This is a genomic window from Micromonospora sp. WMMD812 (genome assembly GCF_027497215.1).
In the GTDB taxonomy this organism is placed as follows: domain Bacteria; phylum Actinomycetota; class Actinomycetes; order Mycobacteriales; family Micromonosporaceae; genus Micromonospora.
Window position 1 is genome coordinate 2,970,162 of the sequence record NZ_CP114904.1, and the last position, 24,311, is coordinate 2,994,472.

Annotated in this window: 18 protein-coding genes; 6 read left to right on the forward strand and 12 right to left on the reverse strand. The window is 75.3% G+C overall.

Going from position 1 to position 24,311, the window contains the following annotated elements; translation table 11 throughout:
- Positions 1-17: 17 nt before the first annotated feature.
- The 10 genes from O7603_RS13570 to O7603_RS13615 all read right to left on the reverse strand — a co-directional run bounded on the left by O7603_RS13570 (position 18) and on the right by O7603_RS13615 (position 10,363).
- The gene (locus tag O7603_RS13570) at positions 18-941 is read right to left on the reverse strand and encodes a sporulation protein (protein ID WP_281576065.1); all 924 of its coding nucleotides are present in this window, start codon (positions 939-941) and stop codon (positions 18-20) included.
- Between the two features lie 145 nt (positions 942-1,086).
- A complete protein-coding gene (locus O7603_RS13575) occupies positions 1,087-2,151 on the reverse strand; it encodes a hemolysin family protein (protein ID WP_281576066.1) in 1,065 nt (354 codons plus the stop codon).
- Positions 2,152-2,203: 52 nt separating this feature from the next.
- Positions 2,204-3,562 carry a hemolysin family protein gene (locus O7603_RS13580; RefSeq protein ID WP_281576067.1) on the reverse strand — a complete coding sequence of 453 codons (1,359 nt, stop codon included), beginning with the start codon at positions 3,560-3,562 and terminating at the stop codon, positions 2,204-2,206.
- Positions 3,563-3,754: 192 nt separating this feature from the next.
- Positions 3,755-4,087, reverse strand: coding sequence for a monovalent cation/H(+) antiporter subunit G (mnhG, locus tag O7603_RS13585; RefSeq protein ID WP_281576068.1), 333 nt, complete (start codon positions 4,085-4,087; stop codon positions 3,755-3,757).
- Positions 4,087-4,350, reverse strand: a complete 264-nt coding sequence (locus O7603_RS13590; RefSeq protein ID WP_281576069.1) for a monovalent cation/H+ antiporter complex subunit F — start codon at positions 4,348-4,350, stop codon at positions 4,087-4,089. Before O7603_RS13590 ends, mnhG begins: the two co-directional genes overlap by 1 nt.
- Positions 4,347-4,946: a Na+/H+ antiporter subunit E gene (locus O7603_RS13595; RefSeq protein WP_281576070.1), complete on the reverse strand. Its 600-nt coding sequence runs from the start codon at positions 4,944-4,946 to the stop codon at positions 4,347-4,349. The genes O7603_RS13590 and O7603_RS13595 overlap by 4 nt, the downstream gene beginning before the upstream one ends.
- A 19-nt stretch (positions 4,947-4,965) precedes the next feature.
- Positions 4,966-6,471, reverse strand: coding sequence for a Na+/H+ antiporter subunit D (locus tag O7603_RS13600; RefSeq protein ID WP_281576071.1), 1,506 nt, complete (start codon positions 6,469-6,471; stop codon positions 4,966-4,968).
- A gap of 37 nt (positions 6,472-6,508) precedes the next feature.
- On the reverse strand, positions 6,509-6,991 hold the full coding sequence (locus tag O7603_RS13605) for a Na(+)/H(+) antiporter subunit C (RefSeq protein ID WP_281576072.1): 483 nt from the start codon (positions 6,989-6,991) through the stop codon (positions 6,509-6,511).
- Positions 6,988-9,822 carry a Na+/H+ antiporter subunit A gene (locus O7603_RS13610; protein WP_281576073.1) on the reverse strand — a complete coding sequence of 945 codons (2,835 nt, stop codon included), beginning with the start codon at positions 9,820-9,822 and terminating at the stop codon, positions 6,988-6,990. Before O7603_RS13610 ends, O7603_RS13605 begins: the two co-directional genes overlap by 4 nt.
- Positions 9,823-9,958: 136 nt before the next feature.
- The gene (locus tag O7603_RS13615) at positions 9,959-10,363 is read right to left on the reverse strand and encodes a hypothetical protein (protein WP_281576074.1); all 405 of its coding nucleotides are present in this window, start codon (positions 10,361-10,363) and stop codon (positions 9,959-9,961) included.
- Positions 10,364-10,529: 166 nt separating this feature from the next.
- On the opposite strand from O7603_RS13615, the gene O7603_RS13620 reads away from it, so the two are divergent.
- Positions 10,530-15,263: a DEAD/DEAH box helicase gene (locus O7603_RS13620; RefSeq protein WP_281576075.1), complete on the forward strand. Its 4,734-nt coding sequence runs from the start codon at positions 10,530-10,532 to the stop codon at positions 15,261-15,263.
- 319 nt (positions 15,264-15,582) lie between these two features.
- Here O7603_RS13620 and O7603_RS13625 read toward each other — a convergent pair whose 3' ends face one another.
- Complete coding sequence (locus O7603_RS13625) at positions 15,583-16,182, reverse strand: hypothetical protein (protein WP_281576076.1); 600 nt, start codon at positions 16,180-16,182, stop codon at positions 15,583-15,585.
- Between the two features lie 139 nt (positions 16,183-16,321).
- On the opposite strand from O7603_RS13625, the gene O7603_RS13630 reads away from it, so the two are divergent.
- The 3 genes from O7603_RS13630 (at position 16,322) to O7603_RS13640 (ending at position 18,111) form a co-directional block, all read left to right on the forward strand.
- Positions 16,322-16,813 carry a GNAT family N-acetyltransferase gene (locus O7603_RS13630; RefSeq protein ID WP_281576077.1) on the forward strand — a complete coding sequence of 164 codons (492 nt, stop codon included), beginning with the start codon at positions 16,322-16,324 and terminating at the stop codon, positions 16,811-16,813.
- Positions 16,814-16,892: 79 nt separating this feature from the next.
- A complete protein-coding gene (locus tag O7603_RS13635; protein ID WP_281576078.1) occupies positions 16,893-17,771 on the forward strand; it encodes an SAM-dependent chlorinase/fluorinase in 879 nt (292 codons plus the stop codon).
- 97 nt (positions 17,772-17,868) lie between these two features.
- Positions 17,869-18,111, forward strand: a complete 243-nt coding sequence (locus O7603_RS13640) for a CPCC family cysteine-rich protein (RefSeq protein ID WP_281576079.1) — start codon at positions 17,869-17,871, stop codon at positions 18,109-18,111.
- Positions 18,112-18,152: 41 nt separating this feature from the next.
- Here the strand turns inward: O7603_RS13640 and O7603_RS13645 are convergent, their stop codons facing one another.
- A complete protein-coding gene (locus O7603_RS13645) occupies positions 18,153-19,436 on the reverse strand; it encodes a hypothetical protein (RefSeq protein ID WP_281576080.1) in 1,284 nt (427 codons plus the stop codon).
- A gap of 110 nt (positions 19,437-19,546) precedes the next feature.
- Between O7603_RS13645 and O7603_RS13650 the strand changes: the two genes are divergently transcribed.
- Together O7603_RS13650 and O7603_RS13655 are read left to right on the forward strand one after the other, a co-directional pair.
- The gene (locus tag O7603_RS13650) at positions 19,547-20,422 is read left to right on the forward strand and encodes a zinc finger domain-containing protein (protein ID WP_281576081.1); all 876 of its coding nucleotides are present in this window, start codon (positions 19,547-19,549) and stop codon (positions 20,420-20,422) included.
- A 173-nt stretch (positions 20,423-20,595) separates the two neighbouring features.
- The gene (locus O7603_RS13655; protein WP_281576082.1) at positions 20,596-24,273 is read left to right on the forward strand and encodes a hypothetical protein; all 3,678 of its coding nucleotides are present in this window, start codon (positions 20,596-20,598) and stop codon (positions 24,271-24,273) included.
- Positions 24,274-24,311: the final 38 nt, after the last annotated feature.

Consider the following 24,311-nt stretch of genomic DNA (forward strand, 5'->3'; position numbering starts at 1 on the left):
GCCGGGCGGCGACGGTCTCAGGTGCCGTCGCCCCCGCCTCCGCCGACCCCGGCGCTGCCGGCGGTGCCGCCCAGGCCGAACCCGGGGTGCACCGGCTCGTCCGGCGGTCGGCTGACGTGGGCCGACTCGCTGATCTGCGCGGACCAGTCGGCGTGCGACGCGGCCGCGGCGTGCCGGTTGATCGCCATGCGCAACCACCCGTCCACGGTGGACACCCAGTCGCGCTGGTCCGCGCCGGCGTGCCAGATCCGGAACCGGCTGATGCTCTGGTGCGTCACCCCGGCCAGCGCCAACCGGCGGTCCATCCAGAAGATCACCTCCAGGCCGGCCGAATTGGCCACGAAGATCACTTCAAGCTCGGTGATCGGCCCCGCGTAGAGCGGGGCGACCCAGAAACCGAGCCGCTGGTGCAGCGGCAGGGTCTGCTCCACCCCGGGCAGCCGCGCGTCGACCAGCCCCGCCTGGCGAATGCTGAACCCGAGAGTGTCCAGCGCCGCCAGCACGTGCGCCTGGGCGGGCAGCGGGTGCACGAAGACCGGCACCATCGCCCCTTGGTCCAGCCGCGGCTCGACGGCCACCTCGGTGCGCAGCGCCATCCGCAGGCTCAGCAGCGGCACCCCGCCGAAGATCGTCACCGGGGTCTCCCACGGCATCGGGAACTCGAACGGGACGGTCCGTCCCCGCCCGGCCCGGAGCACGAACGCGCCGGTCACCGCCGCGTCGTGGAACTGCACCAGCCGGCGCGGCGCGGACGGGTCGTCCGGCTCGGCCGTGGTGACCAGGCCGAGCCGGACGTGCAGCACCGGAACGTCCACCGAGCCGGCGGTGACGGTGACCCGGCCGGGCAACGGCAGGCCCGGCCGGGTGCTCGGATTGGTCAGGTCGGTACGCACGGTCAGGCCGGTCCAACCCGACTCCGGCGACACGCCCGCGACCCGCACCGGCCCCCTCCGTCCGTGGCGAACCCGGCACGAGAGCGGCGGACGGCGCCCACCCCGTACGAGGTCACCCTCCACTCTCGCGGACCGCGCCCCGTCCCGTCGGCGGTTCGCCGGAGACCGACCGCCGGGGCGTCCTCACCTCACCTCACCGCAACCGCCGCCCGCGCGGCACCGCGTCCGTCTCGTCGTCGAACTCGCCGATGACCTCCTCCAGGAGGTCCTCCAGCGCCACGAAGCCGATCGGCCGGGCCGGGCCGCCGCCGTTGCGCACCAGCGCGAGCTGGGACTGCCGGGCTCGCATGGCGGCCACCGCCTCGGTCACCGACGCCGCGGCCGGCAGGGTGAAGGCGCTGCTCATCAGCTCACCCGCGGTGGCCTCCTGGCCCGTGGTGACCGCCCGCACCGCCTCCCGGACGTGCACCAGGCCGCAGACGTCGCCGGCCGCGTCCAGCACCGCCAGCCGGGACCGGCCGCTCTCCCGGCTGACCTCCTCGATCCGATCGGCGGAGTCGCCCCGACGGACCGTCACCATCGTGGCGAACGGCTCCATCACTTGGGCCACCGTGGTGCCCTGCAGCTCCAGCATGCTGGTCAGCAGCTGGTGCTGCTCGGCACCGAGCAGCCCGTGCTCGCGGGACTGCTCCAGCAGCATGCGCAGCTCGTCCGGACCGTGCACCTGGGCCAGCTGGTCCTGCGGGTTGACCCGGACCAGCCGCAGGATCGCGTTGGCCAGCGCGTTGAGCGCGGACAGCACCGGCCGGGCGACCCGGGCGAAGGCGCGGAACGGCAGGGCGAGCAGCATCGCCGAGCGCTCCGCGTCGATGATCGCCCAGGACTTGGGCGCCATCTCGCCGATCACCAGGTGCAGGAAGGTGACCAGGGCCAGCGCGAAGACCAGCGCCACCGCGTGGCTCGCCGCCTCCGGCAGCCCCACCGTGTGCAGCACCGGGCTGATCAGGTGCTCGATCGCCGGCTCGGCGAGCGCACCGAGACCCAGCGTGCACAGGGTGATGCCGAGCTGCGCGCCGGCGAGCATGAGGGACAGCTCACGGACACCGTCCAGCGCGGCCCGGGCGGCCCTCCCGCCACCGGCGGCGGCCTGCTCCAGGCGGTACCGCTTGCTGGCGACCAGGGCGAACTCGGCGGCGACGAAGAAGCCGTTCAGCACGAGCAACACCACCGAGGTGAGCAGCGCGACACCGGGACTCATCGGATCCGTCCTTCGTTCGCGACTGCGGGGCTCGCAAGCTCACTCCTCGCGCTCACGCCGACACCTCCGGGCGCTGGCCCGGCTCGCTCACCCGCAGGCGGACGGAGTCCGCCACGTGCCGGTCGACCGCGAGCACCTCGACGAGCGCGCGCCGTTCGACCTCGCCGTCCTCACCGTCGGCGAGCAGGTCGATCTCCAGCCGGTCGCCGACCTCGGGCACCCGGCCCAGCTCGCGCATGACCAGGCCGGAGAGGGTGTCGTACTCCGGGGCCTCGGGCAGGGTGATTCCGGTGCTGTCGGCGACCTCGTCGATCCGCCAGCGGGCCGGCACCACCCAGGAGCCGTCGTCCTGTCGGGCCGGGGCCCGCTCCGGCGGGTCGTCCTCGTCCCGGATCGGGCCGACCAGCTCCTCCGCGATGTCCTCCAGGGTGATCACCCCGGCGAAGCCGCCGTACTCGTCGACCACGCAGGCCAGCTGCCGGTGGCCGGAGCGCAGCCGGTCCAGCACCGTCGGCAGCGGCAGGGTCTCGGGCACCAGCAGCGGAGGTACGGCGACCGCGCTCACCGGGGTGGTGGCGCGCTGCCGCGGGTGGACGCCGAGCACGTCGGCGATGCCGACCACGCCGACCAGGTCGTCGACGCCCTCCGCGCCGCGTACCGGGAAGCGGGAATGGCCGCTGTCCAGCAGCTCGACCACCCGACTGACCGGCTCGTCGGCCCGTACGGTGTGCACGTCGACCCGCGGCACCATGGCCTCGCCGGCGGTCAGCTCCCGGAAGTCCAGCCCCCGGTCGAGCAGGTTGGACATCTCCGCGTCCAGGTGCCCCTCCTGGCGGGATTCGGCGATGATCTGCTCCAGGTCCTCGGGGGTGGCCCCGCTGGGCAGCTCCTCGATCGGCTCGATGCCGACGCGGCGCAGCAGCCGCACCGCGGACCGGTCGAAGAGGCGGACCGCCGGACCGGCGATCCTCAGGTAGAGGAGGGTGGAACGGGACAGTGCCCGGGCCACCGGTTCGGCGCGGGCGATGGCCAGGTTCTTCGGGGCCAGCTCACCGAGCACCATCTGCACCACGGTGGCGATGACCAGGGCCAGCGCCACCGAGAGCGGCAGACTCAGGCTCTCGGCGACCCCGGCCAGGCCGAGCAGGTCGGCGAGGCCCTCACCCAGGAACGGCTCGGCGGCGTAACCGACCAGCAGGGCGGTGACGGTGATGCCGAGCTGGGCGCCGGACAGCATGAAGGAGAGCCGGCCGGTGACTTCGAGCGCGCGGGCGGCGGGCTGGTCGCCGTCGTCGGCGAGCTGCCGCAGCTTGCCCCGGTCGACGGCGACGTAGCCGAACTCCTGGGCGACGAAGTAGCCGGTGGCGGCGGTGAGAACGATGATCAGGACGAGGCCGAGGACGATCAACACGGGAGGCTCAGGGCTCCCCGGTACGGCGTCGGGGCCAAGGGATGCCGGGCACGACCCGGCTGGCTACTGCTGCCCTCCTGGGCAGAAGAGTCGATCATGCGGTCATTTTATCGGCGATCGCTGTACGCCCGCTGGGGGTGGGCCGAAGGCGCTCGGTTGTCCGGTTCCGCCCCCGCCCGCGCCGCCCGGCACTCAGCGTTCGGCGAGTTCGTCGACGTCGAGCAGGGACCGGTCGACGCGGTCGGAGCGGTACGCGGCCCGGCCGATCATCTGGGCGGCCACCGGGGCGGTGGCCAGCTGGAAGACCGCGACCAGCGCGATCATGCCCAGGTCGGACGGGGTGCGCAGGCGCAGCGCGACTCCGGCGAGCAGGAGCAGCACCCCGAGCGTCTGCGGCTTGGTGGCCGCGTGCATCCGGTCCAGCACGTCCGGGAAGCGGAGCACCCCGATCCCGGCGGCCAGCGCGAGCAGCCCGCCGGTCACCAGGCAGACGGCCGCGAGCCAGTCGGCGACGGTGGCGAACATCAGGCCTCCTCCCGGACGGCGAACCGGACCAGGGCGACCGAGCCGACGAAGCCCAGCAGGGAGAGCACCACCAGCACCGGCAGCGTGGTGGCGTGCCGGTTGACCGCGGCCTCGGCCCCCACCGCCGCGACCATCGTGGCGAGCAGCATGTCGGCGGCGACCACCCGGTCGAGCAGCGACGGCCCCCGGTAGAGCCGGGCCAACGCGAGCAGCGCGGTCACCGAGAACATGGCGGTGAGGACGACAGCGAGGAACGTGTTCACGGGTTCTCCTTATCCACAGCGTCGGAACGCACCCGGCGCAGCTCCGCGTCCGAGCCGACCGCCCGGACGATCCGCCGCTCGACCTCGAGGACGCGCGCCCGGTTCACGACCAGGTCCTGCGGCCCGCGTACGTCGAGCACGTGCACGTAGAGGACCCCGGCCTCCCGGTCGACCTCGAGGATCAACGTGCCCGGCACCAGCGACACCGCCTCGGCGGTGAGCGCCAGGTTCAGATCGGTCCGTACCCGCAGCCGGACCGCGAGGATCGCGCCACGTGGCCGACAGCCGGGCTGCACCGCGATCCGGGCGATGTGCGCGCTCGCGACGACCAACTCGACGACGAACGCGCCGGCGAACGCCAGCAGCGCCCAGGGGCGCAGCCGGCCGCCGAAGGTGACCGGCGGCAGCGGGAAGAACAGCAGCACCGCGCCGCCCACCAGCAGCCCGGCGGCCAGGTTGCCCCAGGTGAACTCGCCCCAGAGCAGGTTCCAGACCAGCACCAGCCAGCCGAACGCCACGGCCTGGTCCCGCCAGCGCCCCACCCGGCCGCGTGCCGGCCCGGCCCCGCCGTCGCCGGTGGGCGGCTCCGCCGTCACCACGCCGCACCGCCCCGGCTCACGGTGCGCCGCCGGGCAGGACGGCCCGCAGGTACGGGGTGCGGTCACGCAGATCGGTGGCGGCGTCGGCGGTGACGTCGAACAGCGGACCGGCGACCACGGTCAGCGCCAGCCCGAACACGACCAGCGCGACGGTGGCGCCGACCATCAGCCCGGGCAGCCGGACGGCCGGCTCCGCAGTGGCCAGCCGGGGCGCGCGCCAGAAGGCGAGGTTCCACACCCGGGAGGCCACGTAGAGGGTGAGCAGGCTGGTGACCGTGCCGGCGGCGACCAGCGCACCGGGCAGCGGACCACCGGCCGCCACCCCGGCCTGGAGCAGCCCGAGCTTGCCGAGGAAGCCGGAGAACGGTGGCACGCCTGCGAGGTTCATCGCCGGTACGAAGAAGAGCACGCCGAGCACCGGCGCCATCCGGGCCAGCCCGCCGAGCCGGCGCAGGTCGGTGCTGCCCGCCCGCTCCTCGACCAGCCCGGTCACCAGGAAGAGCGTGGTCTGGAGGGTGATGTGGTGCACCACGTAGAAGATCGCGCCGGAGAGCCCGGCCACCGTGCTCAGCGCGATCCCGAAGATCATGTATCCGATGTGGCTGACCAGGGTGAACGAGAAGACCCGCTTCAGGTCCGACTGGGCCACCGCGCCCAGGATCCCCACCAGCATGGTCAGGCCGGCCACCACCATCAGCAGGGTGGCCACCTGCCCGCCGGGGAAGAGCAGGGTCTCGGTGCGGATGACGGCGTAGACGCCGACCTTGGTGAGCAGGCCGGCGAAGACCGCGGTGACCGGCGCCGGCGCGGTCGGGTAGCTGTCCGGCAGCCAGGCCGAGAGCGGGAAGACCGCCGCCTTGATCCCGAACGCGAGCAACAGCATGAGTTGCAGCGCCAGCCGTATCTCGTCGGGCAGCGCGTCCAGGCGCTGGGCGAGCTGGGCCATGTTGAGCGTCCCGGTGGCCGCGTACACCAGGCCCACCGCGGCCACGAAGATCATCGAGGAGAGGACGCTCACCACCACGTACGTCGAGCCGGTCCGGATCCGCGTCTCGGTGCCGCCCAGGGTGATCAGCACGAAGCTCGCGGCGAGCAGGATCTCGAAGCCGACGAAGAGGTTGAACAGGTCCCCGGCGAGGAACGCGTTCGTCACGCCGGCGGTCAGCACGAGGTACGTCGGGTGGTAGATGGTCACCGGGGCGGCCTCGCCGGTCTCGCCGCGGCCCTGGCCGATCGAGTAGAGCAGCACGCAGAGGGTGACCGCCGAGGAGACCACCAGCATCAACGCGGCCAACTGGTCGGCGACCAGCACGATGCCGACGGGCGCCGGCCAGGCCCCGACCGCGAGCACCACCGGCCCGTGCCGGTACGCCTCGACGAGCAGCAGGGCGGCGACGGCGAGGGTGGTGGCCAGCCCCACCACGCTGATGCCTCGCTGCAGCCGGGGCCACCGGCCCAGCACCAGGGTGAGCGCCGCGCCGAGCAGCGGCACCACCACCGGCAGCGGCAGCAGCCGGTTCACCGGGCCGCCCCGTTCCGGCCGGGGTGCGCGTACTCGGTCATCCGACGCCGTCCCCACGACGCAGCCGGCGGCGGGCCGGCTCCGGGTCGACCTGCTCCGGGTCGGCGTCCGGGCCCTCGCCGCCGAGGTCCGCGGTGGCCACCTCGTCGCGCTCGGCCCGGCGGATGATCTGCCGGTCCTCCAGGTCGTCCGGCACCTCGTCGTCGCCGGTGAGGTACCAGCTGCGGTAGGCCACCGCGAGCAGGAACGCGGTCAGCCCGAAGGTGATCACGATCGCGGTCAGCACCATGGCCTGCGGCAACGGGTCGCTCATCCGGTCCACCGGCGCGGTGCCGACCACCGGCGCGGCGCCGGACCGGCCGCCCAGCAGGATGAGCAGATTGACCCCGTTGCCGATGAGGATCACGCCGAGCAGGATCCGGGTCAGGCTCCGCTCCAGCAGCAGCATGACACCGCAGCCGACGAGCACCCCGAGGGCGAGCACCAGCACCAGGGTCGGCCCGGCGCTGCCCGCGGTCACGGCCGCTCCCCCGACTCGGCGGCGAGCCCCTCGGGGCCGGTGTCGGCCGCCTCGATGTGCCGGTCCACCTCGGCGCCCAGGCTGCGCAGGATGTCCAGCATCAGCCCGACGACGACCAGGTACACGCCGATGTCGAAGAAGAGCGAGGTGATCACGTAGAAGTGGCCGATCAGCGGGGCGTACAGGTCGATCCGCGCGCTCTGCAGCACCGAACCGCCGGCGAGCAGCGCGACGACGCCGGTGCCGACCGAGATCGCCAGGCCGGCGCCGAGCACCGTGCCGGCGCCGACCGGCGCGGCCTCGGCCAGTTCGTACCGCCCGCCGGCCAGGTAGCGGACGACCAGCGCCAGGCTCGCCACCAGCCCGCCGGCGAAGCCGCCGCCCGGCGCGTTGTGCCCGGAGAAGAGCAGGAACAGGGAGAAGAGCACCACGGTGTGGAAGATCAGCCGGGTGACCACCTCCAGCACGATGGATCGCCGCCGTTCCCCCAACCGGGCGCCGCCGCGGAGCCAGACCGGGCGGTCGGGCCGGTTCGCCCGAGCGGACGGCTCGGGTCGGCGGGGGCGGGGCCCGGTGCGGGAGCGCTGGAAGATCAGGCTGGCCACCCCGGTCGCGGCCACCACCAGCACCGCCATCTCGCCCATCGTGTCCCAGGCGCGGATGTCGACGAGGGTCACGTTGACCACGTTGCGGCCGTACCCCTCGCTGACCGCCAGCTCCGGGAAGGCGGCCGACACGGACGGCGCCTGCCGGGCCCCGGCGGCGACCAGCGCCAGACCGGCGGTGACCACGCCGACGAGCACGCCGATCCCCCGGCGCAGCCACCGGGCCCGGCGCAGCGGTCGGGCGGAGAACCGATCCGGCAGCCGGCGCAGCACGAGCACGAAGACCGCGATGGTCGCGGTCTCCACCAGGAACTGGGTCAACGCCAGGTCGGGTGCGCCGTAGAGGACGAAGAGCATGGCCGTGCCGTAGCCGGTGACCCCGACCAGCAGCATCGCGGTCAACCGGCGGCGCGCGCCCACCGCGAGCACCGCGGCGACCCCGAGCACCACGGCGACCACCAGCTGCAACGGGGTGTCCCACGCGGCGATCCGCTCCTGCCACGGGCGGGCGGCGAGCATCGCCCCGCCGGGCAGCACGACCAGCACGATCAGGATCGTGCCCAGGTACTGCGGGAGGGAGCCCCGCTGGGTGGCGCCGGTGACCTCGACGGCCAACCGGTCGAAGCGGTCGATGACCCACTCGTACCCGACGTTCCCGGTCACCGGCGCGCGGAGTCGGGTGAGCGCCGGGGCGAGCGGGCCGCGCAGCGCGAAGAGCACGCCACCGCCGACCAGCACCAGCGCCGAGAGGCCGAGCGCGGGGGTCGGCCCGGGCCAGAGCGCCAGGTGCGCGTGGACCGTGCCGGACAGTTCGGCGTACGGGCGGAGCACGACGTCCAGGCCGCCGGCGAACGGGCCGGCGACCAGGCCGACGCCGGCGAGCACCGCCGGTGGCACCAGCAGGGGCGGCGCGATCCGGCCGAGCGGGGTCGGCTCCACGCCCGGCCGGTCGGCGAACGCGCCCCACAGGAACCGCACGCTGTAGGCGACGGTGAGCACGGTGCCGGCGGCCAGGACGGCGAGGATCGCCGGCCGGTCGATGAAGGCGGCGAACACCGCCTCCTTGGCGACGAAGCCGACCAGTGGCGGCAGCCCGGCCATGGACGCCGCCGCGAGCACCGCGACGGTGACCAGCGGGCCGGAGCCGTGTCGCAGCCCGGAGAGTTCGCGCAGGTCCCGGGTGCCGGCGCCGTGGTCGATCACCCCGACGACCAGGAACAGCGCCGCCTTGAACAGGGCGTGCGCGAGCAGCATGGCCGCGCCGGCGAGCGCGGCGTCCGGGGTGCCGGCTCCGGTCAGCACCACCAGCAGGCCCAGCTGGCTCACCGTGCCGTACGCCAGCAGCAGCTTCAGGTCGGTCTGTCGCAGCGCGGCCCAGCCCCCGACGAGCATGGTCGCCAGTCCGGCGACGACCACGACCGGGCGCCACGGCCCGACCGTGGCGAGCACCGGCGCGAGCAGCCCGATCAGGTAGACGCCGGCCTTCACCATGGCCGCGGCGTGCAGGTACGCGCTGGCCGGGGTGGGTGCCGCCATGGCGACCGGCAGCCAGGAGCTGAACGGCAGCACCGCGGATTTGGTCAGCGCCCCGAGCAGGATGAGCAGCACCGCGGCGACCAGGTAGCCGCCGCCGGGCAGCGGCCGGGCGGCGATCTCCGACCAGCGGTACGTGCCGGCGTGCTCGCCCAGCATGATGAAGCCGACCAGCATGGCCAGCCCGCCCAGCGTGGTCACGGTCAACGCCTGGGCGGCCGCCCACCGGCTGGACCGCCGCTCGGTGCTGTGCCCGATCAGCAGGTACGAGAAGATCGTGGTCAGCTCCCAGCCGACGTAGAGCAGCAGCAGGTCGTCGGCGAGGACCAGGCAGAGCATCGCCCCGGCGAACGCGGTCAGCACGCCGGCGAACCGGGCCAGGCCGAGCGAGCCCGCGGTGAAGTAGCGGGCGCAGTAGACCAGCACCAGGGCGCCGACGCCGCCGATCAGCAGGGTCATCAGCCAGGACAGGGTGGTCAGCCGCAGCGCGACGTCGAGGCCCAACTGCCCGATCCACGGGTACGTCTCGACCACCGCGCCGCCGTCGCGGACCGCCGGGGTGCGGGCCAGCGCCCAGCCGAACGCGGCGGCCGGCGCCAAAGCGAGCGGGTAGCAGGCGCGCGGACCCCACCACCGGACCAACAGCGGCGCGAGCAGTGCCGCCACGAGGTGGAGGATCAGCAGTACGAGCATCCGCACTCCCGGTCGACGTGGCAGCGGCGGACGCCGCGACGGGTCGGCGCCTAGGAGCGATCAGACGCCAGTTCGCGCAACGCCGGGCGGATTTTGCCGAAATCGCCCCCAGTGAGGCGGATGCTGCCCGACTGCGTCAGCGGTTGACGGTGTCGCCGGCCGGGGGTGCGGTCTCCAGCGTGGCCCGGTCGCAGTGCGACGGCTCGGCCAACAGGTCGGCGCGACCGAGTTGGCGGGCGACCCGGTCGACCACCCGCTCGGCCGCGGCCAGCGACCGCACCGACAGCAACCGTCCACGGCTCTCGCGGCGCAGCACGAAGTAGTGCACCGCCGCGCGGACCTGCCCCCGGTCGGCGGCGCTGGCGTGGGCGGTGGAGACGACCAGCTCGCGCAGGCAGCGGGCCAGCCGTTCGGCGAGCTCCAGCTCCGGCCCGTGCAGGCCGACTCGGACGGCGGCGAGATGACTGTCGACCTTGCGGATGAGCACGTCGGTGCCGGGTGGGACATTCCGCTGCTCGACGGCCAATCCGATCCCCTCCACCCCGATTCGCGTCGCGAGTGAAGTTACTTTATGTTGTGCGTCACAAGCAAGCAGTTAAGTGAGACTTAACGCGTCAAGCATCATATCCGCCGTGTAAACGCCGTATCCGGACACAATCAGCGTCCGGCCCGGCGCGTTTGTCACACCGGCGCGGCAGGATTGACGGGTGGCGGATTCGAGAGGCGGCCCCGACGCGGGCGGCGCGGACGTGCTGGCCGATTTCAGCCCGGCGACCCGGGAGTGGTTCACCGCAGCCTTCGCCGCACCCACCGCCGCCCAGACCGGCGCCTGGCGTGCGGTGTCGGCCGGCCACAACGCCCTGGTCGTGGCGCCCACCGGCTCCGGCAAGACGCTCGCGGCGTTCCTCTGGTCGCTGGACCGACTGGCTCGGGAGCCCGCGCCGGCCGAGGCCCGGCAGCGCTGCCGCGTGCTCTACGTGAGCCCGCTCAAGGCCCTCGCCGTCGACGTCGAACGCAACCTGCGGGCCCCGCTGGCCGGCATCCGGCAGGCCGCCACCCGGCTCGGCGTCGCCCCGCCGGAGATCACCGTCGGCATGCGCACCGGCGACACCCCGGCCGACGAGCGGCGCGCCTTCGCCCGCACCCCGCCGGACATTCTCATCACCACGCCCGAGTCGCTCTTCCTGCTGCTCACCTCCGCCGCCCGCGACTCGCTGCGCGGCGTCGAGACGGTCATCGTCGACGAGGTGCACGCGGTCGCCGGGAGCAAGCGCGGCGCCCACCTCGCCCTCTCACTGGAACGCCTGGACGAGCTGCTCCCCGCCCCGGCCCAGCGGATCGGCCTCTCCGCGACGGTCCGGCCGATCGACGGCTGCGCCCGGTTCCTCGGCGGCGCCCGGCCGGTCGACGTGGTCCAGCCGCCCACCGCGAAGACCATCGAGGTCACCGTCCAGGTTCCGGTGGAGGACATGACCCGCCTCGACGAGCAGGAGCAGCCGCCCGAGGACGACCTGGGCGGTCCGGGGCCACGCCGCGCCTCGATCTGGCCGGCCGTGGAGGAGCGGGTCTTCGCCCTGATCCGCGCGCACCGCTCGACCATCGTCTTCACCAACTCCCGGCGCAGCGCCGAGCGGCTCTGCGCCCGGCTCAACGAGTTGGCCGCCGAGGAGTTGGCGGCGACGGCCACCCCGGCCGACGGTCGCACGGCCCGGGGCGGGGAGCCGGTGGGCGTATCCGAGCTGCTGGCGGGACGCGACGGCCCGCCAGCCGGCGACGGTGGTCCGGCGGACGGTCCCGACCCGGCGCCGCGGCGCGGCGCCGACGCGTTCGGCGGGCCGATGGGCCCGCTGCGAGCGCCACGCCAGCCGGCCGAGGTGATGGCCCAGTCGGGCGCGGCGGCCGGCGCGGCGCCGGTGATCGCCCGCGCGCACCACGGCAGCGTCTCCCGGGAGGAGCGCAAGCACATCGAGGAGGCGCTCAAGTCGGGGCAGCTGCCCGCCGTGGTCGCCACCTCCAGCCTCGAGCTGGGCATCGACATGGGCGCGGTCGACCTGGTGGTGCAGATCGAGGCCCCGCCGAGCGTCGCCGCCGGGCTGCAGCGCGTCGGGCGGGCCGGGCACCAGGTCGGCGCGGTCTCCCGGGGGGTGGTCTTCCCGAAGCACCGGGGCGACCTGCTCTCCTGCGCGGTGGTCGCCGAGCGGATGACCGAGGGCGCGATCGAGGAGCTGCACTTCCCGCGCAACCCGCTCGACGTGCTGGCCCAGCAGATCGTCGCGATGGTCGCCCTGGAGCCGTGGCGGGTCGGCGACCTGGCCGTCCTGGTCCGCCGGGCCGCTCCCTTCGCCGAGCTGCCCGACTCGGCGCTGCACGCCGTGCTCGACATGCTCTCCGGCCGCTACCCGTCGACCGCGTTCGCCGAGCTGCGCCCTCGGCTGGTCTGGGACCGGGCCGCCGACCTGCTCACCGGCCGTCCCGGCGCGCAGCGGCTCGCGGTGACCAGCGGCGGCACCATCCCGGACCGGGGCCTCTTCGGCGTGTTCCTGGCCGGCGCCGAACGCGCCGCCCGGGTCGGCGAGCTGGACGAGGAGATGGTCTACGAGTCACGGGTCGGCGACGTGTTCCTGCTCGGCTCCTCCTCCTGGCGGATCGAGGAGATCACCCCCGACCGGGTGCTCGTCTCGCCCGCGCCCGGGCAGGCGGCCCGGATGCCGTTCTGGAAGGGCGACCAGCTCGGGCGTCCGGTCGAGCTGGGCCGGGCCATCGGCGCGCGGGTCCGCGCGCTGCTGCGGCAGAGCGACGAGGCCGCGGTCGCCGCGCTGCACGCCGGCGGGCTGGACGACTGGGCGGCCGGCAACCTGATGGCCTACCTGCGGGAGCAGAAGGAGGCCACTCGCTCGCTGCCGGACGACCGGACGATCGTGGTCGAGCGCTTCCGCGACGAGCTGGGCGACTGGCGGCTCGCGGTCCACAGCGTGCTGGGCGCCCGCGTCAACGGGCCGTGGGCGCTCGCCATCGGGCGCCGGCTGGCCGAGCGCTACGGCGTGGACGCGCAGGTCATGCCCTCCGACGACGGCATCGTCGTCCGCCTGCCGGACACCGCCGACGAGCCGCCCGGCGCCGACGTGGTCGCCTTCGAGCCCGACGAGATCGCCCAGCTGGTGGAGGAGACGGTCGGCACGTCGGCGCTCTTCGCCTCCCGGTTCCGCGAGTGCGCGGCCCGGTCGCTGCTGCTGCCCCGGCGCGACCCGCGCCGCCGGCAGCCGCTCTGGCAACAGCGCCAACGCGCCGCCCAGCTGCTCGACGTCGCCCGCGAGTACGCCGACTTCCCGGTGACCCTGGAGGCCGCCCGGGAGTGCCTCCAGGACGTCTTCGACCAGCCGGCGCTCGCCGAGCTGATGCGCGACCTGGCCGCCCGCCGGGTCCGGCTCGTCGAGGTGGAGACCGGTCAGCCGTCACCGTTCGCCCGGTCGCTGCTCTTCGGCTACGTCGGGGCCTTCCTCTACGAGGGCGACGCGCCGCTCGCCGAACGGCGGGCCGCCGCGCTGGCCCTCGATTCGGCCCTGCTCGGCGAGCTGCTCGGCCGCGTCGACCTGCGGGAGCTGCTCGACCCGGCGGTGCTCGCCGAGACCGAGCGGCAGCTGCGCTGGCTGACCGAGCAGCGTCGTCCGCGCGACGCGGAGGACGTGGTCGAGCTGCTCCGGGTCGTCGGCGACCTCGGCGCGGCCGAGCTGGCCGAGCGCGGGGTGCCCGACGGGTGGCTCGCCGACCTCGAGGCGGCCCGCCGCGTGCTGCGGGTCCGCGTCGCCGGCGAGGAGCGCTGGGTCGGCGTCGAAGACGCGGCCCGGCTGCGCGACGCGCTCGGCGTCGCCCTGCCGGTCGGGGTGGCCGAGGCCTACCTGGCGCCGGTCGCCGACCCGATCGGCGACCTCGTCGCCCGGTACGCCCGCACCCACGGGCCGTTCGCCGCGGCCAGCTGCGCGGCCCGGTTCGGGCTCGGCGTCGCCGTGGTGGAGCAGGCGCTGCGCCGGCTCGCCGCCACCGGCCGGGTGGTCTCCGGCGAGTTCACGCCGGACACCGTCGGCACCCAGTGGTGCGACGCCGAGGTGCTGCGGCTGCTGCGCCGCCGGTCCCTGGCCGCGCTGCGCCGCGAGATCGAGCCGGTGCCGCCCCGGGCGCTCGCCGCGTTCCTGCCCCGCTGGCAGCAGGTGGGCTCGTCCGCCCGGGGCGTGGAGGCGCTGGCGGCGGCCGTGGAGCAACTGCAGGGCGCGGCGGTGCCGGGCTCGGCGCTGGAGCGGCTGGTGCTGCCGGGCCGGGTCGCCGACTACTCCCCCGCCCAGCTCGACGAGCTCTGCGCCAGCGGCGAGGTGGTCTGGGCGGGCTCCGGGGCGATCTCCGGTGGGGACGGGTGGGTCACCCTCGCGTACGCGGATGCCGCGCCACTGCTGCTCCCCCCGCCGGACGAGGCGCTGGCCCTCACCCCGCTGCACGAGACGGTGCTCGACGCGCTCGCCGACGGGCAGGCGCTCTTCTTCCGCCCGCTCGCCGACCGCGTCGGCTCGACCGACGACGCGGCGCTGGCCGCCGCCGTCTGGGATCTGGTCTGGGCCGGTCACCTCACCAACGACACGCTCGCTCCGCTGCGCGCGGTGCTCGGCGCCGGCGGGGCCCACCGGTCCCGGCCGTCCGCCCCGCGCACCCGCTACCGGCGCCCCGGCCGTCTGCCGCTGCCGACCCGGGGCGGGCCGCCGACGGTGGCCGGGCGCTGGTCCCGGCTGCCCGAGCGGGACACCGATCCGACCCGGCGGGCCGCGGCCCTGGCCGACGTGCTGTTGGAGCGGCACGGCGTGGTCACCCGGGGCGCGGTGATGGCCGAGCAGGTCGTGGGCGGCTTCGCGGCGGTCTACCCGGTGCTCTCGGCGCTGGAGGAGCGCGGAGCGGCCCGCCGGGGCTACTTCGTCGAGGGGCTGGGTGCGGCCCAGTTCGCGGTGCCGGGCGCGGTGGACCGGATCCGGGCGCTGGCCGAGCCGGCCGACTCGCGCGGCCGGGGCGCGCCGCCCCTGGTGCTCGCGGCGACCGACCCCGCCAACCCGTACGGCGCCGCCCTGCCCTGGCCGGAGCGGGCCGTCGACTCGGGCGACGGCGACACACCGGCGACCGGGCACCGGGCCGGCCGCAAGGCGGGGGCGCTGGTCGTGCTGGTCGCCGGTGACCTGGTGCTCTACGTCGAGCGGGGCGGTCGCACGCTGCTCTCCTTCACCGACGACGCGGATGCCCTCGCCGCGGCCGGCAAGGCCCTCGCCGACGCGGTCCACTCCGGCGCGCTGGGCGCCATGTCGGTCGAGCGCGCCGACGGTGAGGCGGTGCACGCCTCGCCGCTGCGCGACGCGCTGACCGCGGCCGGCTTCCGCGCCACCCCACGCGGCCTGCGCCTGCGCGGCTGACCGACCCCACCGGGGCCCGCGCCAGCCCCGGCTGCGACCGGGCGAGGACTGCGACCAGCGCCACGTCGGCTGCGGTGTCGAACTCGGCGGCGCCCCGGCTGAAGCGCGCCGACGTCGTCGACGGTGGCGCTGCGGACCAGGTCGCCGACAGCGTTATGACTCAGAGTCATAAATATGCCTCTGAGTCGTAACGCTGACCAAGGCAGGTGCTGCCCAGCCCCGGCGGGCAGACGCCGATCAGCCCGGACGGACGGCTGCCAGCGCGACGGACGGACGCCAGCCGGCGCCCCGTCGGCCTGACCGCGCGGACGGGCCACGCTCAGGCCAGGCTGGCGAGGACCCTCTCGTAGCGGGGTCGGTCGGCGGCCGGCGTCCGCGCTTCCAGGTAGTTGAGCACCACCGCACCCCGCCGGTACGACTGGCCGGTCCAGGTCTCGGCGATCTCGCCAGCGCTGGTCACGTCGGGAAAGACGTACACCGTCACCGCGTCGGTGGCGATCAGTTCCGAACAGCCCAGGCCGAGCCCGTCGGGTCCGCAGTCGACCGAGCGGTCCCGGGGATTGGGCACCCTCAGGCCGGCGGCCCGGAACGCGTCGATCACCCGCGTCGCGCCCGGCGACCCGGCCGGGCGGCGGGGCAACACCACCGGTGGAGGGCTGGCCGGCCGGCGCTCGGTGGGTTCCTGTACCGCCGGGGCGTCCCCGGCCGGCGGGACCACCGGAGCGGCCGGGGCGGCGGTCGACCCGGCGGCGGTCGGCGGGACCGGCGCGGACGGGGCGGTCGGAGTCACCACCGTGGACCGGCTGGCCGCCGCCGGCGCGGGGGCTTCCGGGCGGTCGCCACCGCAGCCCGCGCTGAGGGCGGCGGCGGGGAGCACCACGGCGAGCACCACGGCGGCGGGCAGGCTCCGATGTGTCACCCGACCAGTCTGCCGAACCGGCGAGGTCGACGGCAGGGGCCACGCGGCGTCACAGGTGTCCCAAATCTGCCAACCCGAAGCCACCCGGCCACTCCCCGGTCCCCCGGGTACGATCCGGGGCCGGCGAGGGGAGGACCGCGTGGGCGGCATCTCGGTACGGGCGGCGGACCCGGGCGACCGGGCCATCGTGGACGCGCTGCACGAACGCGACTGGGGCGGCCCGTACGTCATCGCCCACGACACCCGCTACGACCTGCGTACGCTGCCGACGCTGGTGGCGGTGGACGGCGCCGGCGCCGTGGTCGGCGCTCTCGCCCACCACCGCGACGACGCCGGGCTGGAGGTGGTCAGCCTGGTCGCCGCCCGACCCGGCGGCGGCGCGGGCACCGCGCTGCTCGCCGCGGCCGCGGAGATCGCCCGGGCCGCGGGCCTGGGCCGGCTCTGGCTGATCACCTCCAACGACAACCTCCGTGCGCTCCGCTTCTACCAGCGGCGCGGTCTGCGGCTGGTCGGAGTGGATCCGGGCGCGGTGGACCGGGCCCGACGGCTCAAGCCGGAGATTCCGCTCACCGGCGAGGACGGCATCCCGCTGCACGACGAACTGATCCTGGAGCTGCGGACCGGGCCGTGAGCGGCGGCGCCGAGGCCGCCGGGGCGCGAGCCGCGCCACACCGGCGGCGTGCGCCCGGCGGTGGGGTTAGCCTGCCGGCATGGCCGCCACGCCCTGGATCTCGCTGACCACCGACTACGGCCTCGCCGACGGCTTCGTGGCAGCCTGCCACGGGGTGATCGGCCGGATCGCCCCAGCGGCGCGCGTCATCGACGTGACCCACCTGGTCCCGCCGGCCGACGTGCGGCGGGGCGCCACGGTGCTGGCGCAGACCGTGCCGTACCTGCCGGTCGGGGTGCACGTCGCGGTCGTCGACCCGGGCGTCGGCACGACCCGTCGGGGCGTCGCCCTGGCCACCCCGGGCGGGGTCCTCGTCGGCCCGGACAACGGGCTGCTGCCGGACGCCGCCGCCGCGTTGGGCGGGGTCACCGCCGCGGTCGAGCTGACCAACCCGGCGTGGTTGGCCCCGCGGGTGTGCCGCACGTTCCACGGCCGGGACGTCTTCGCCCCGGTCGCGGCCCGGCTCGCGCTCGGGGCTCCGCTCGCCGAGGCCGGTCCGCCGCTCGACCCGGCCGAGTTGGTCCGGCTGCCCGAGCCGGTCGTACGGGTGGACGTCGGCGGCCTCACCGCCGAGGTGCTGACCGTGGACCACTTCGGCAACGTGCAGCTCGCCGCGCCGGCGGAGCTGCTGGACCGGCTGCCGGCGACGGTCCGGGTGACCGTGCCGGCACCGCCTGCCCGCGCCGGCAGCATCGGCAGTGCCGGCAGCGCCGAGACGGCACCGCGACCGGCAGGGTCCAGGGTGGACGAGGCCGGGGGCCGGACGGCGGTCCGGGGCCGGACGTTCGGCGACGCCCCGCCGGGCGGCCTGGTGGTGCACGCCGATTCGGCCGGTCGGGTGGCGGTCGCGGTCAACGGCGGGCGGGCCGCGGACCTGCTCGCCGTCGCACCCGGCGACCTGGTGCGGTTGACTCGTTGAGTGCGCCGGCGGGGTGCCGGCGCGGGGCGGCGGCTGGACGCGTACCAGCCGCTGGGCCTGGGTCGCGGCCGGTACTCGACTGTGGAATGCTGCCCCGGTGGGTGAGCACTGGGTTCCCGTCGCCTGTCCCTGCTGCGGCTCCCGGACCGGTGGCGGCACCTGCCCGGTCTGCTTCTGGACTGACGACGGCCAGACCGACGCCGACGCCGACGCGGTGCGCGGCGGCGCCAACGGCGACCTGAGCCTGTCACACGCCCGACTCAACTTCGCCGTCTACGGCGCCAGCCACCCGCGCTACCAGGACATGGTCCGCGCGCCGCGCGGCGACGAGATTCCCTGACGGCGGCCGTCCGGGGCGGCCGGCCCGGACGGCCCGCGAGGTCAGCAGGGCGGCACCGTGCCGCCGTAGACCGCCGAGACGTACGCGTGGCTGACGTACTGCCCGGTGGCCAGCCGGTTCCACCGGGTGGTCGTGCGGAACGGGCCGCTGATCGACTGGCCGGTCACGTAGCACTGGATCGGCACGTTGGCGTAGCGGGCGGCCAGCCCGCGGACCGCGTTCGCGGTGCTCGCGCCGGCGCGGATGTTGAGCGGTCCGTCACCGACGATCCCGTGCGGCCCGGCGCCCGTCCACAGGTACGCCACGTCGACCCAGGCGTTCGTGGTGAGCAGCAGCCCGTCCCAGAAGGTCCCGTCGGCCAGGTCGATACCGGCCGGATTAAGCACCGTACGGCCGAACTGGTCCCGCCCGCCGTTGTACCCGCTCTGGTAGGCGGCCTGCGCCTCGGGACGACCCCGCGGCAGGTCCTTCCAGTTCTCCCGGACGGCACTCGGGTTCCAGTAGTCGTCCCGGGTGTTCCACGGTCCGACGTCCCAGACCGGGGCGTACTCGCAACGGCTGCCGGTGGTGGTGCACACCCGGACCGTGTAGTCGCCGGTGTTGAGCGGGGCGAGCCCGCGCCGGGACGGCAGCGCGACGAAGTGGTCCCGTGGCTGGATGGTCCGCCCGTTGGCGGTCACCTCGCCGACCAGCCCGATCCGGGTGGCGAAGACGCGGTAGGTGAGGCCCGGGCTGGCGGCGGTGACCGCGGCCAGCGAGTCGGCGGTGAGCCGGACCCCGCGGACGGTGGCGGCAGCCGGGTCGGAGGCGGTGAGCACCACCCGGGTCTGCACCCGGGTGACCGGCTGGTCGAAGACGGCCCCCGGGGCGGCGCCACGCCACTCGGTCCAGCCGCTCGCCCGCCATCCGCGCACCTGGGCCTCCACGCTCGCGCCCCGGGCGACCCGGGCGGACACCTCGGCCCGGACCCGGGTGGCCGGCCGGGCCAGGGTGCGCGGCGCGGTGAGGAGGATCCCGTCGGCGACCGCGCCGTGCGGGCTGCGACCCGCCCGGGCCGGGCTCGGACGGGCGTCGCGCAGCCGCAGCCCGGCCGCGGTGCGCCGGACGTTGACGTCGTCGGCGCCGACGACCGACAGGTCGGCGTCCCATCGCTCACCGGCGGCGGGGGCGAGGGCGGGAGCGGCGGCGGGAGCGAGGGTAAGGGTGGTGCCGCGGAGCGGTGCGGCCGGTACGGGGCCCGCGGTGGGCACCAGCGCGGCGGTGAGGACGAGGGTCAGGGCGGCGGCGAGGATGGTGGACCGGATACGACAACGAGGCTGTCTCATGGGCATTCTCCTCAGAACTCCCTGATCGTGCCCTTATCGGTAGATCAAGCGGAACCTTGGTACAAATAGCGATACATGCGAATGTCGTTCGGAGGAGGGAGGATGGGAGGATGCCCGAAGGCGACACCGTCTGGAACACCGCCCGCGTGCTGCACCGCGCGCTGGCCGGCGTGACGCTGACCGCCAGCGACTTCCGGGTGCCCCAGCTCGCCACCACCGACCTGAGCGGGTGGACCGTACGCGAGTCGGCCAGCCGCGGTAAGCACCTGCTGCTCCGGCTGTCCGCCCCGGCGGGTCACGACGGCCGAAGGGGCGAGCGGGTCGACCCCACCGGGGGCGCGACCGCCGGCCGCGACGGCGGCCCGGAGGACGGTGGGCGCTGGACCCTGCACTCGCACCTGCGGATGGACGGCGCCTGGCGGGCGTACGCCCCGGGAGAGCGGTGGGCCGGCAAGCCCGCCCACCTGATCCGGGCGGTGCTGCGCAGCCCCGGGGCGGTGGCCGTCGGCTACCACCTGCACGACCTCGCCCTCGTGCCCACCGCCGAGGAGGAGAGCCTGGTCGGTCACCTCGGGCCGGACCTGCTCGGCGCGGACTGGGACCCGGCCGAGGCGGCGCGTCGGCTGGCCGCCCGACCGGACGTCACCATCGGCGAGGCGCTGCTCGACCAGCGGAGCCTGGCCGGGGTCGGCAACCTCTACAAGTGCGAGGTGCTCTTCCTGCGCGGCGTCTCGCCGTGGACGCCGGTGCGCGCGGTACCGGACCTGGCCGGCCTGGTGACCCTCGCACAGAAGCTGCTCGCCGCCAACCGGGGGCGCTGGACGCAGAGCACCACCGGCTCGCTGCACCGCGGGCAGGCCAGCTACGTGTACGGGCGCCGCGCGCAACCGTGCCGCCGCTGCGGCACCGCGATCCGCAAGGAGGAGCTGGGCGAGCGGGTCACCTACTGGTGCCCGGCCTGCCAGCCGGAACGCCCGGCCGACTGACCGGCCGGGGAACAACCCCCCTCGCCGCCCAGATACGGACGATTGGGTAATTCCTAACCGGGCCGTCGGCGTCGCATGCTGCGGTTGGACGCTCACCGATCGTCAGCAGAGCCGGGCCGACCGGGTCGCCACGCCGGGGTGGCGGCGGTCGTGCCCCGATCCCGGGGAGAGCCATGGCGATGTTCCGCAGACTCCGGGCCACCTGGACCGACCGCGTGGCGCGTGGCGGCAGCAGCCGAACGGCCGAGGCCGACCGGACGGCGACCGTCCCGGCCGCCCGGACCGCCGAAGAGGTGCCCGCCGCGCCGGCGAGCCTCGACCCGGCCGCCGTCCCGCGCTGCTTCGGCCCGGTACCGAATTTCGCCCGCAGCCCGCTGCCGGTCTGCGACGCCGACGGCCGGGTGCTGGCCGGCACCGGCCTACGCAAGTTCGTCGACGCCCTGCCCGGCCCCGGCCCGCTCGGCCGCACCGAACTGGGCGGCTACCTGCCGGTGGCGGTGCCCGACACCATCACCTATCCGGGCTGCGACTACTACGAGATCGGCCTGCAGCAGTACGCCCAACGGCTGCACCGGGACCTGCCGGCCACCCGGCTGCGCGGTTACCGACAGCTCAACCTCGGCACCGACGCGTCGGGGCACAACACGGTCGCGCCGCCGGGGCGGCCCTGGCACCTCGGGCCGCTGATCCGGGCCCGGCGTGGCCGCCCGGTACGGATCAAGTTCATCAACCAGCTCCCCACCGGCCGGTCCGGCGAACTCTTCCTGCCGGTCGACGAGACGGTGGAGGGGGCGGGTATCGGTCCGCTGGACGGTCCGGCGCCGTACCCGCAGAACCGGGCGGTGCTGCACCTGGCGGGGGCACAGACCGGCTGGATCAGCGCCGGCAACCCGTGGCAGTGGGTCACCCCGGCCGGCGAGATAACCCCGTACCCGACGGGGGTCGGGCTGACCCACGTTCCCGACATGCCGGCGCCGGGTGCCGGCGCCACCACGCTCTACTACCCGAACGAGCAGAGCGGCCGGCTGATGTGGTTCCACGACAACACCCTCGGCCTGGCCCGGCTGACCGTCTACTCCGGGCAGCTCGCGCTCTACCTGCTCACCGACCCGGCCGAGGAGCCGCTCGTCGCCGACGGGGTGCTGCCGGGCGACGACCTGCCGCTGGTGATCCAGGACAAGACCTTCGTGCCGGACGACACCCAGCTCGCCGGTGAGGACCCGACCTGGGACCGGGACCGCTGGGGCGCGCGGGGCAACCTCTGGCATCCGCACGTCTACCAGCCCCGGCAGAACCCGTACCGCAGCGGTGGCGTCAACCCGACCGGCCGTTGGGACTACGGGCCGTGGTCGCGTACGGCGGCGGCCGGCGGCCCGGACCTCGACGGCCGCCCGGCCACCGGCGGCCCGAACGGGGCCGGGGCGGCACATCCCGGACCCGGGCCGGTGCCCAACCCGCACCACGACCCGGTCACCGCCGTCGAGGAGCCGCCCCTGACGCCGGGGGTGCCGCACCCCAGCGCGGTGCCCGAGGCGTTCGGCGACACGCCGCTGGTCAACGGGATCGCCTACCCGTACGTGGAGGTGCGGCCGCGGGCGTACCGGTTCCGGATCCTCAACGCGTGCCTGGACCGCAGCCTCAACCTGCAGCTCTACCGGGCCGCGTCGGACGGTCCGATGTGGGGCGACGAGGGCGATCTGCTCGACGCCGACGCCGGCGAGGTGCCGACGGTGCCGGCGGTCCGGGCGCCGGGGCACCCGGCGGACTGGCCCGTCGACGGGCGCGACGGTGGCGTGCCGGACCCGCGCGCCGCCGGGCCCGAGCTGATCCAGATCGGCAACGACGGCGGACTGCTGCCCGCGCCGGTGGTGATCCCGAACCGGCCGATCGGCTACCGGTACGACCGGCGGGACCCGACCGTGCTCAACGTCGACGGGCACGCGCTCCTGCTCGCTCCGGGCGAGCGGGCCGACGTGGTGGTGGACTTCTCCGCCGTGCCGGCGGGCGGCACCCTGATCCTCTACAACGACTGCCCCGCCCCGCTGCCCGGCTTCGACCCGCGCTACGACCACCACACCGGCGCCCCGGACCGGACCGCCGAGGGCGGCCCACCCGCCACCCGTCCCGGCTACGGCCCGAACACCCGCACCCTGCTCCAGTTCCGGGTCAGCGGCACCCCGGCGCCCCCGTACGACCTGGACCGGCTCCGCGAACGGCTGCCCCGGGCCTACGCGGCCAGCCAGCGTCCGCCGATCGTGCCGCAGCCGGCGTACGACCCGGCCATCGGCACCCGGACGCCCGGGGAGACCGTGGTGCCGGTGCACGCCACCACGGTCACGTTCACCCCGGCCGGCGGCGCCGCCCCGGTCACCGTGCCGGTCACGGTCAAGGCCGTGCAGCAGGTCTTCGAACCCGGGTACGGCCGGCTGACCGGCCGGCTCGGCGTCGCGCACCCGCACGTCGGCCCGCTCTCCCCCGCCTCGTTGCCGCTCGGCGCCACCGACCCGGCCACCGAGATCCTGTTCGCCGCCGACCCGGCGGTGCCCATCGGCGCGCCGGCGGACGGCACCCAGGTCTGGCGGATCGTGGGCGACACCCGGCAGACCGAGGCGCTTCGCCTCGACGGCTGCGACCTCCAGGTGGTCAACCGGGTCGGCTGGGACGGCACGATCCGGCCCCCCGACGGCGGCGAGCTGGGCTGGAAGGAGGTCGTCCGGGTCAACCCCCGCGAGGACGTGATCGTGGCGCTGCGCCCGGTCGCCCCGGTCCTGCCGTTCAAGATCGGCGACAGCGTCCGGCTGCTCGACCCGACCCGACCGGCCGGCACCCGGACCGGTTCGACGCCGGTCAGCCCGGTCGACGGCCGGCCCGCGCTGGTGGTGAACCAACTGGTGAACCTCGGCTGGGAGTACCGCTGGCACAGCCAGCTCGCCGGCCACCGCGACCTGGGGATGAGCCGCCCGCTGGTGCTGCGGGTGTCCCCCAAGGCGCCGACCGGGCTGACCGCCACCCCGGCCCCGGGCTCGGCCACCGCGCTGCCGGCGATCGCGCTCGCGTGGACCGGCAACGGCGGTCGCCCACCGGCCACCAGCCACCTTTTGCAACGCGCCACCGACTCGACCTTCACCACCGGGCTCACCGCGATCACCGTGGCCGCCACGGCGACCCGGTACACCGATGCCACGGTCACTCCCGGGATCACCTACCACTACCGGATCCGGGCCGAGAACGCGGTCAGCTGCTCGTCCTGGTCGAACAGCGTGCCCGCGTCGGTGCAGCTCACGGCGCCCGCCGCGCTGACCGCGGCCGTCCCGCCGGCCGCACCGCTGCGGGTCGCGCTGCGCTGGTCGAACCGCTCCTTCGCCACCGGGATCGACGTGCAGCGGGCGACCAATCCCACCTTCACGAGCGGCCCGGGCACGACCGCGATCGGCGTGGGCGACAACCACCTGGACGCCGCCGTCGCGCCGGACACCACGTACTACTACCGGGTGCGGACCACCTATCTGGGGGCCGCCTCACCCTGGTCGACCGTTGCCACGGTGGCCACCCCGCCCGCTCCGGCGACGCCGACGTCGGTGGCGGTGACCGCGAGCGCGCCCGGACCGGACACCGCGACGGTGATCCTGGGCTGGGCGGGCACGGCGGCCGGGCCGGGCGCCGGCTTCATCGTCCAGCGCGCCCTCGATCCGGCGTTCAGCCGCGAGGTGGCCACCTTCACGGTGACCGGGCGCGGCTTCACCAACAGCGGGTTGGTTCGCGGCCTGACGTACCACTACCGGATCCGGGCGTTCAACGTGGTCGGCAGCTCCCCGTTCACCGTCCCCGTCGCGGTCGACACCCCGCCGTGACGGGCGGCGCTCGGCCACCGCGGCGGGGCGGTGGCGTC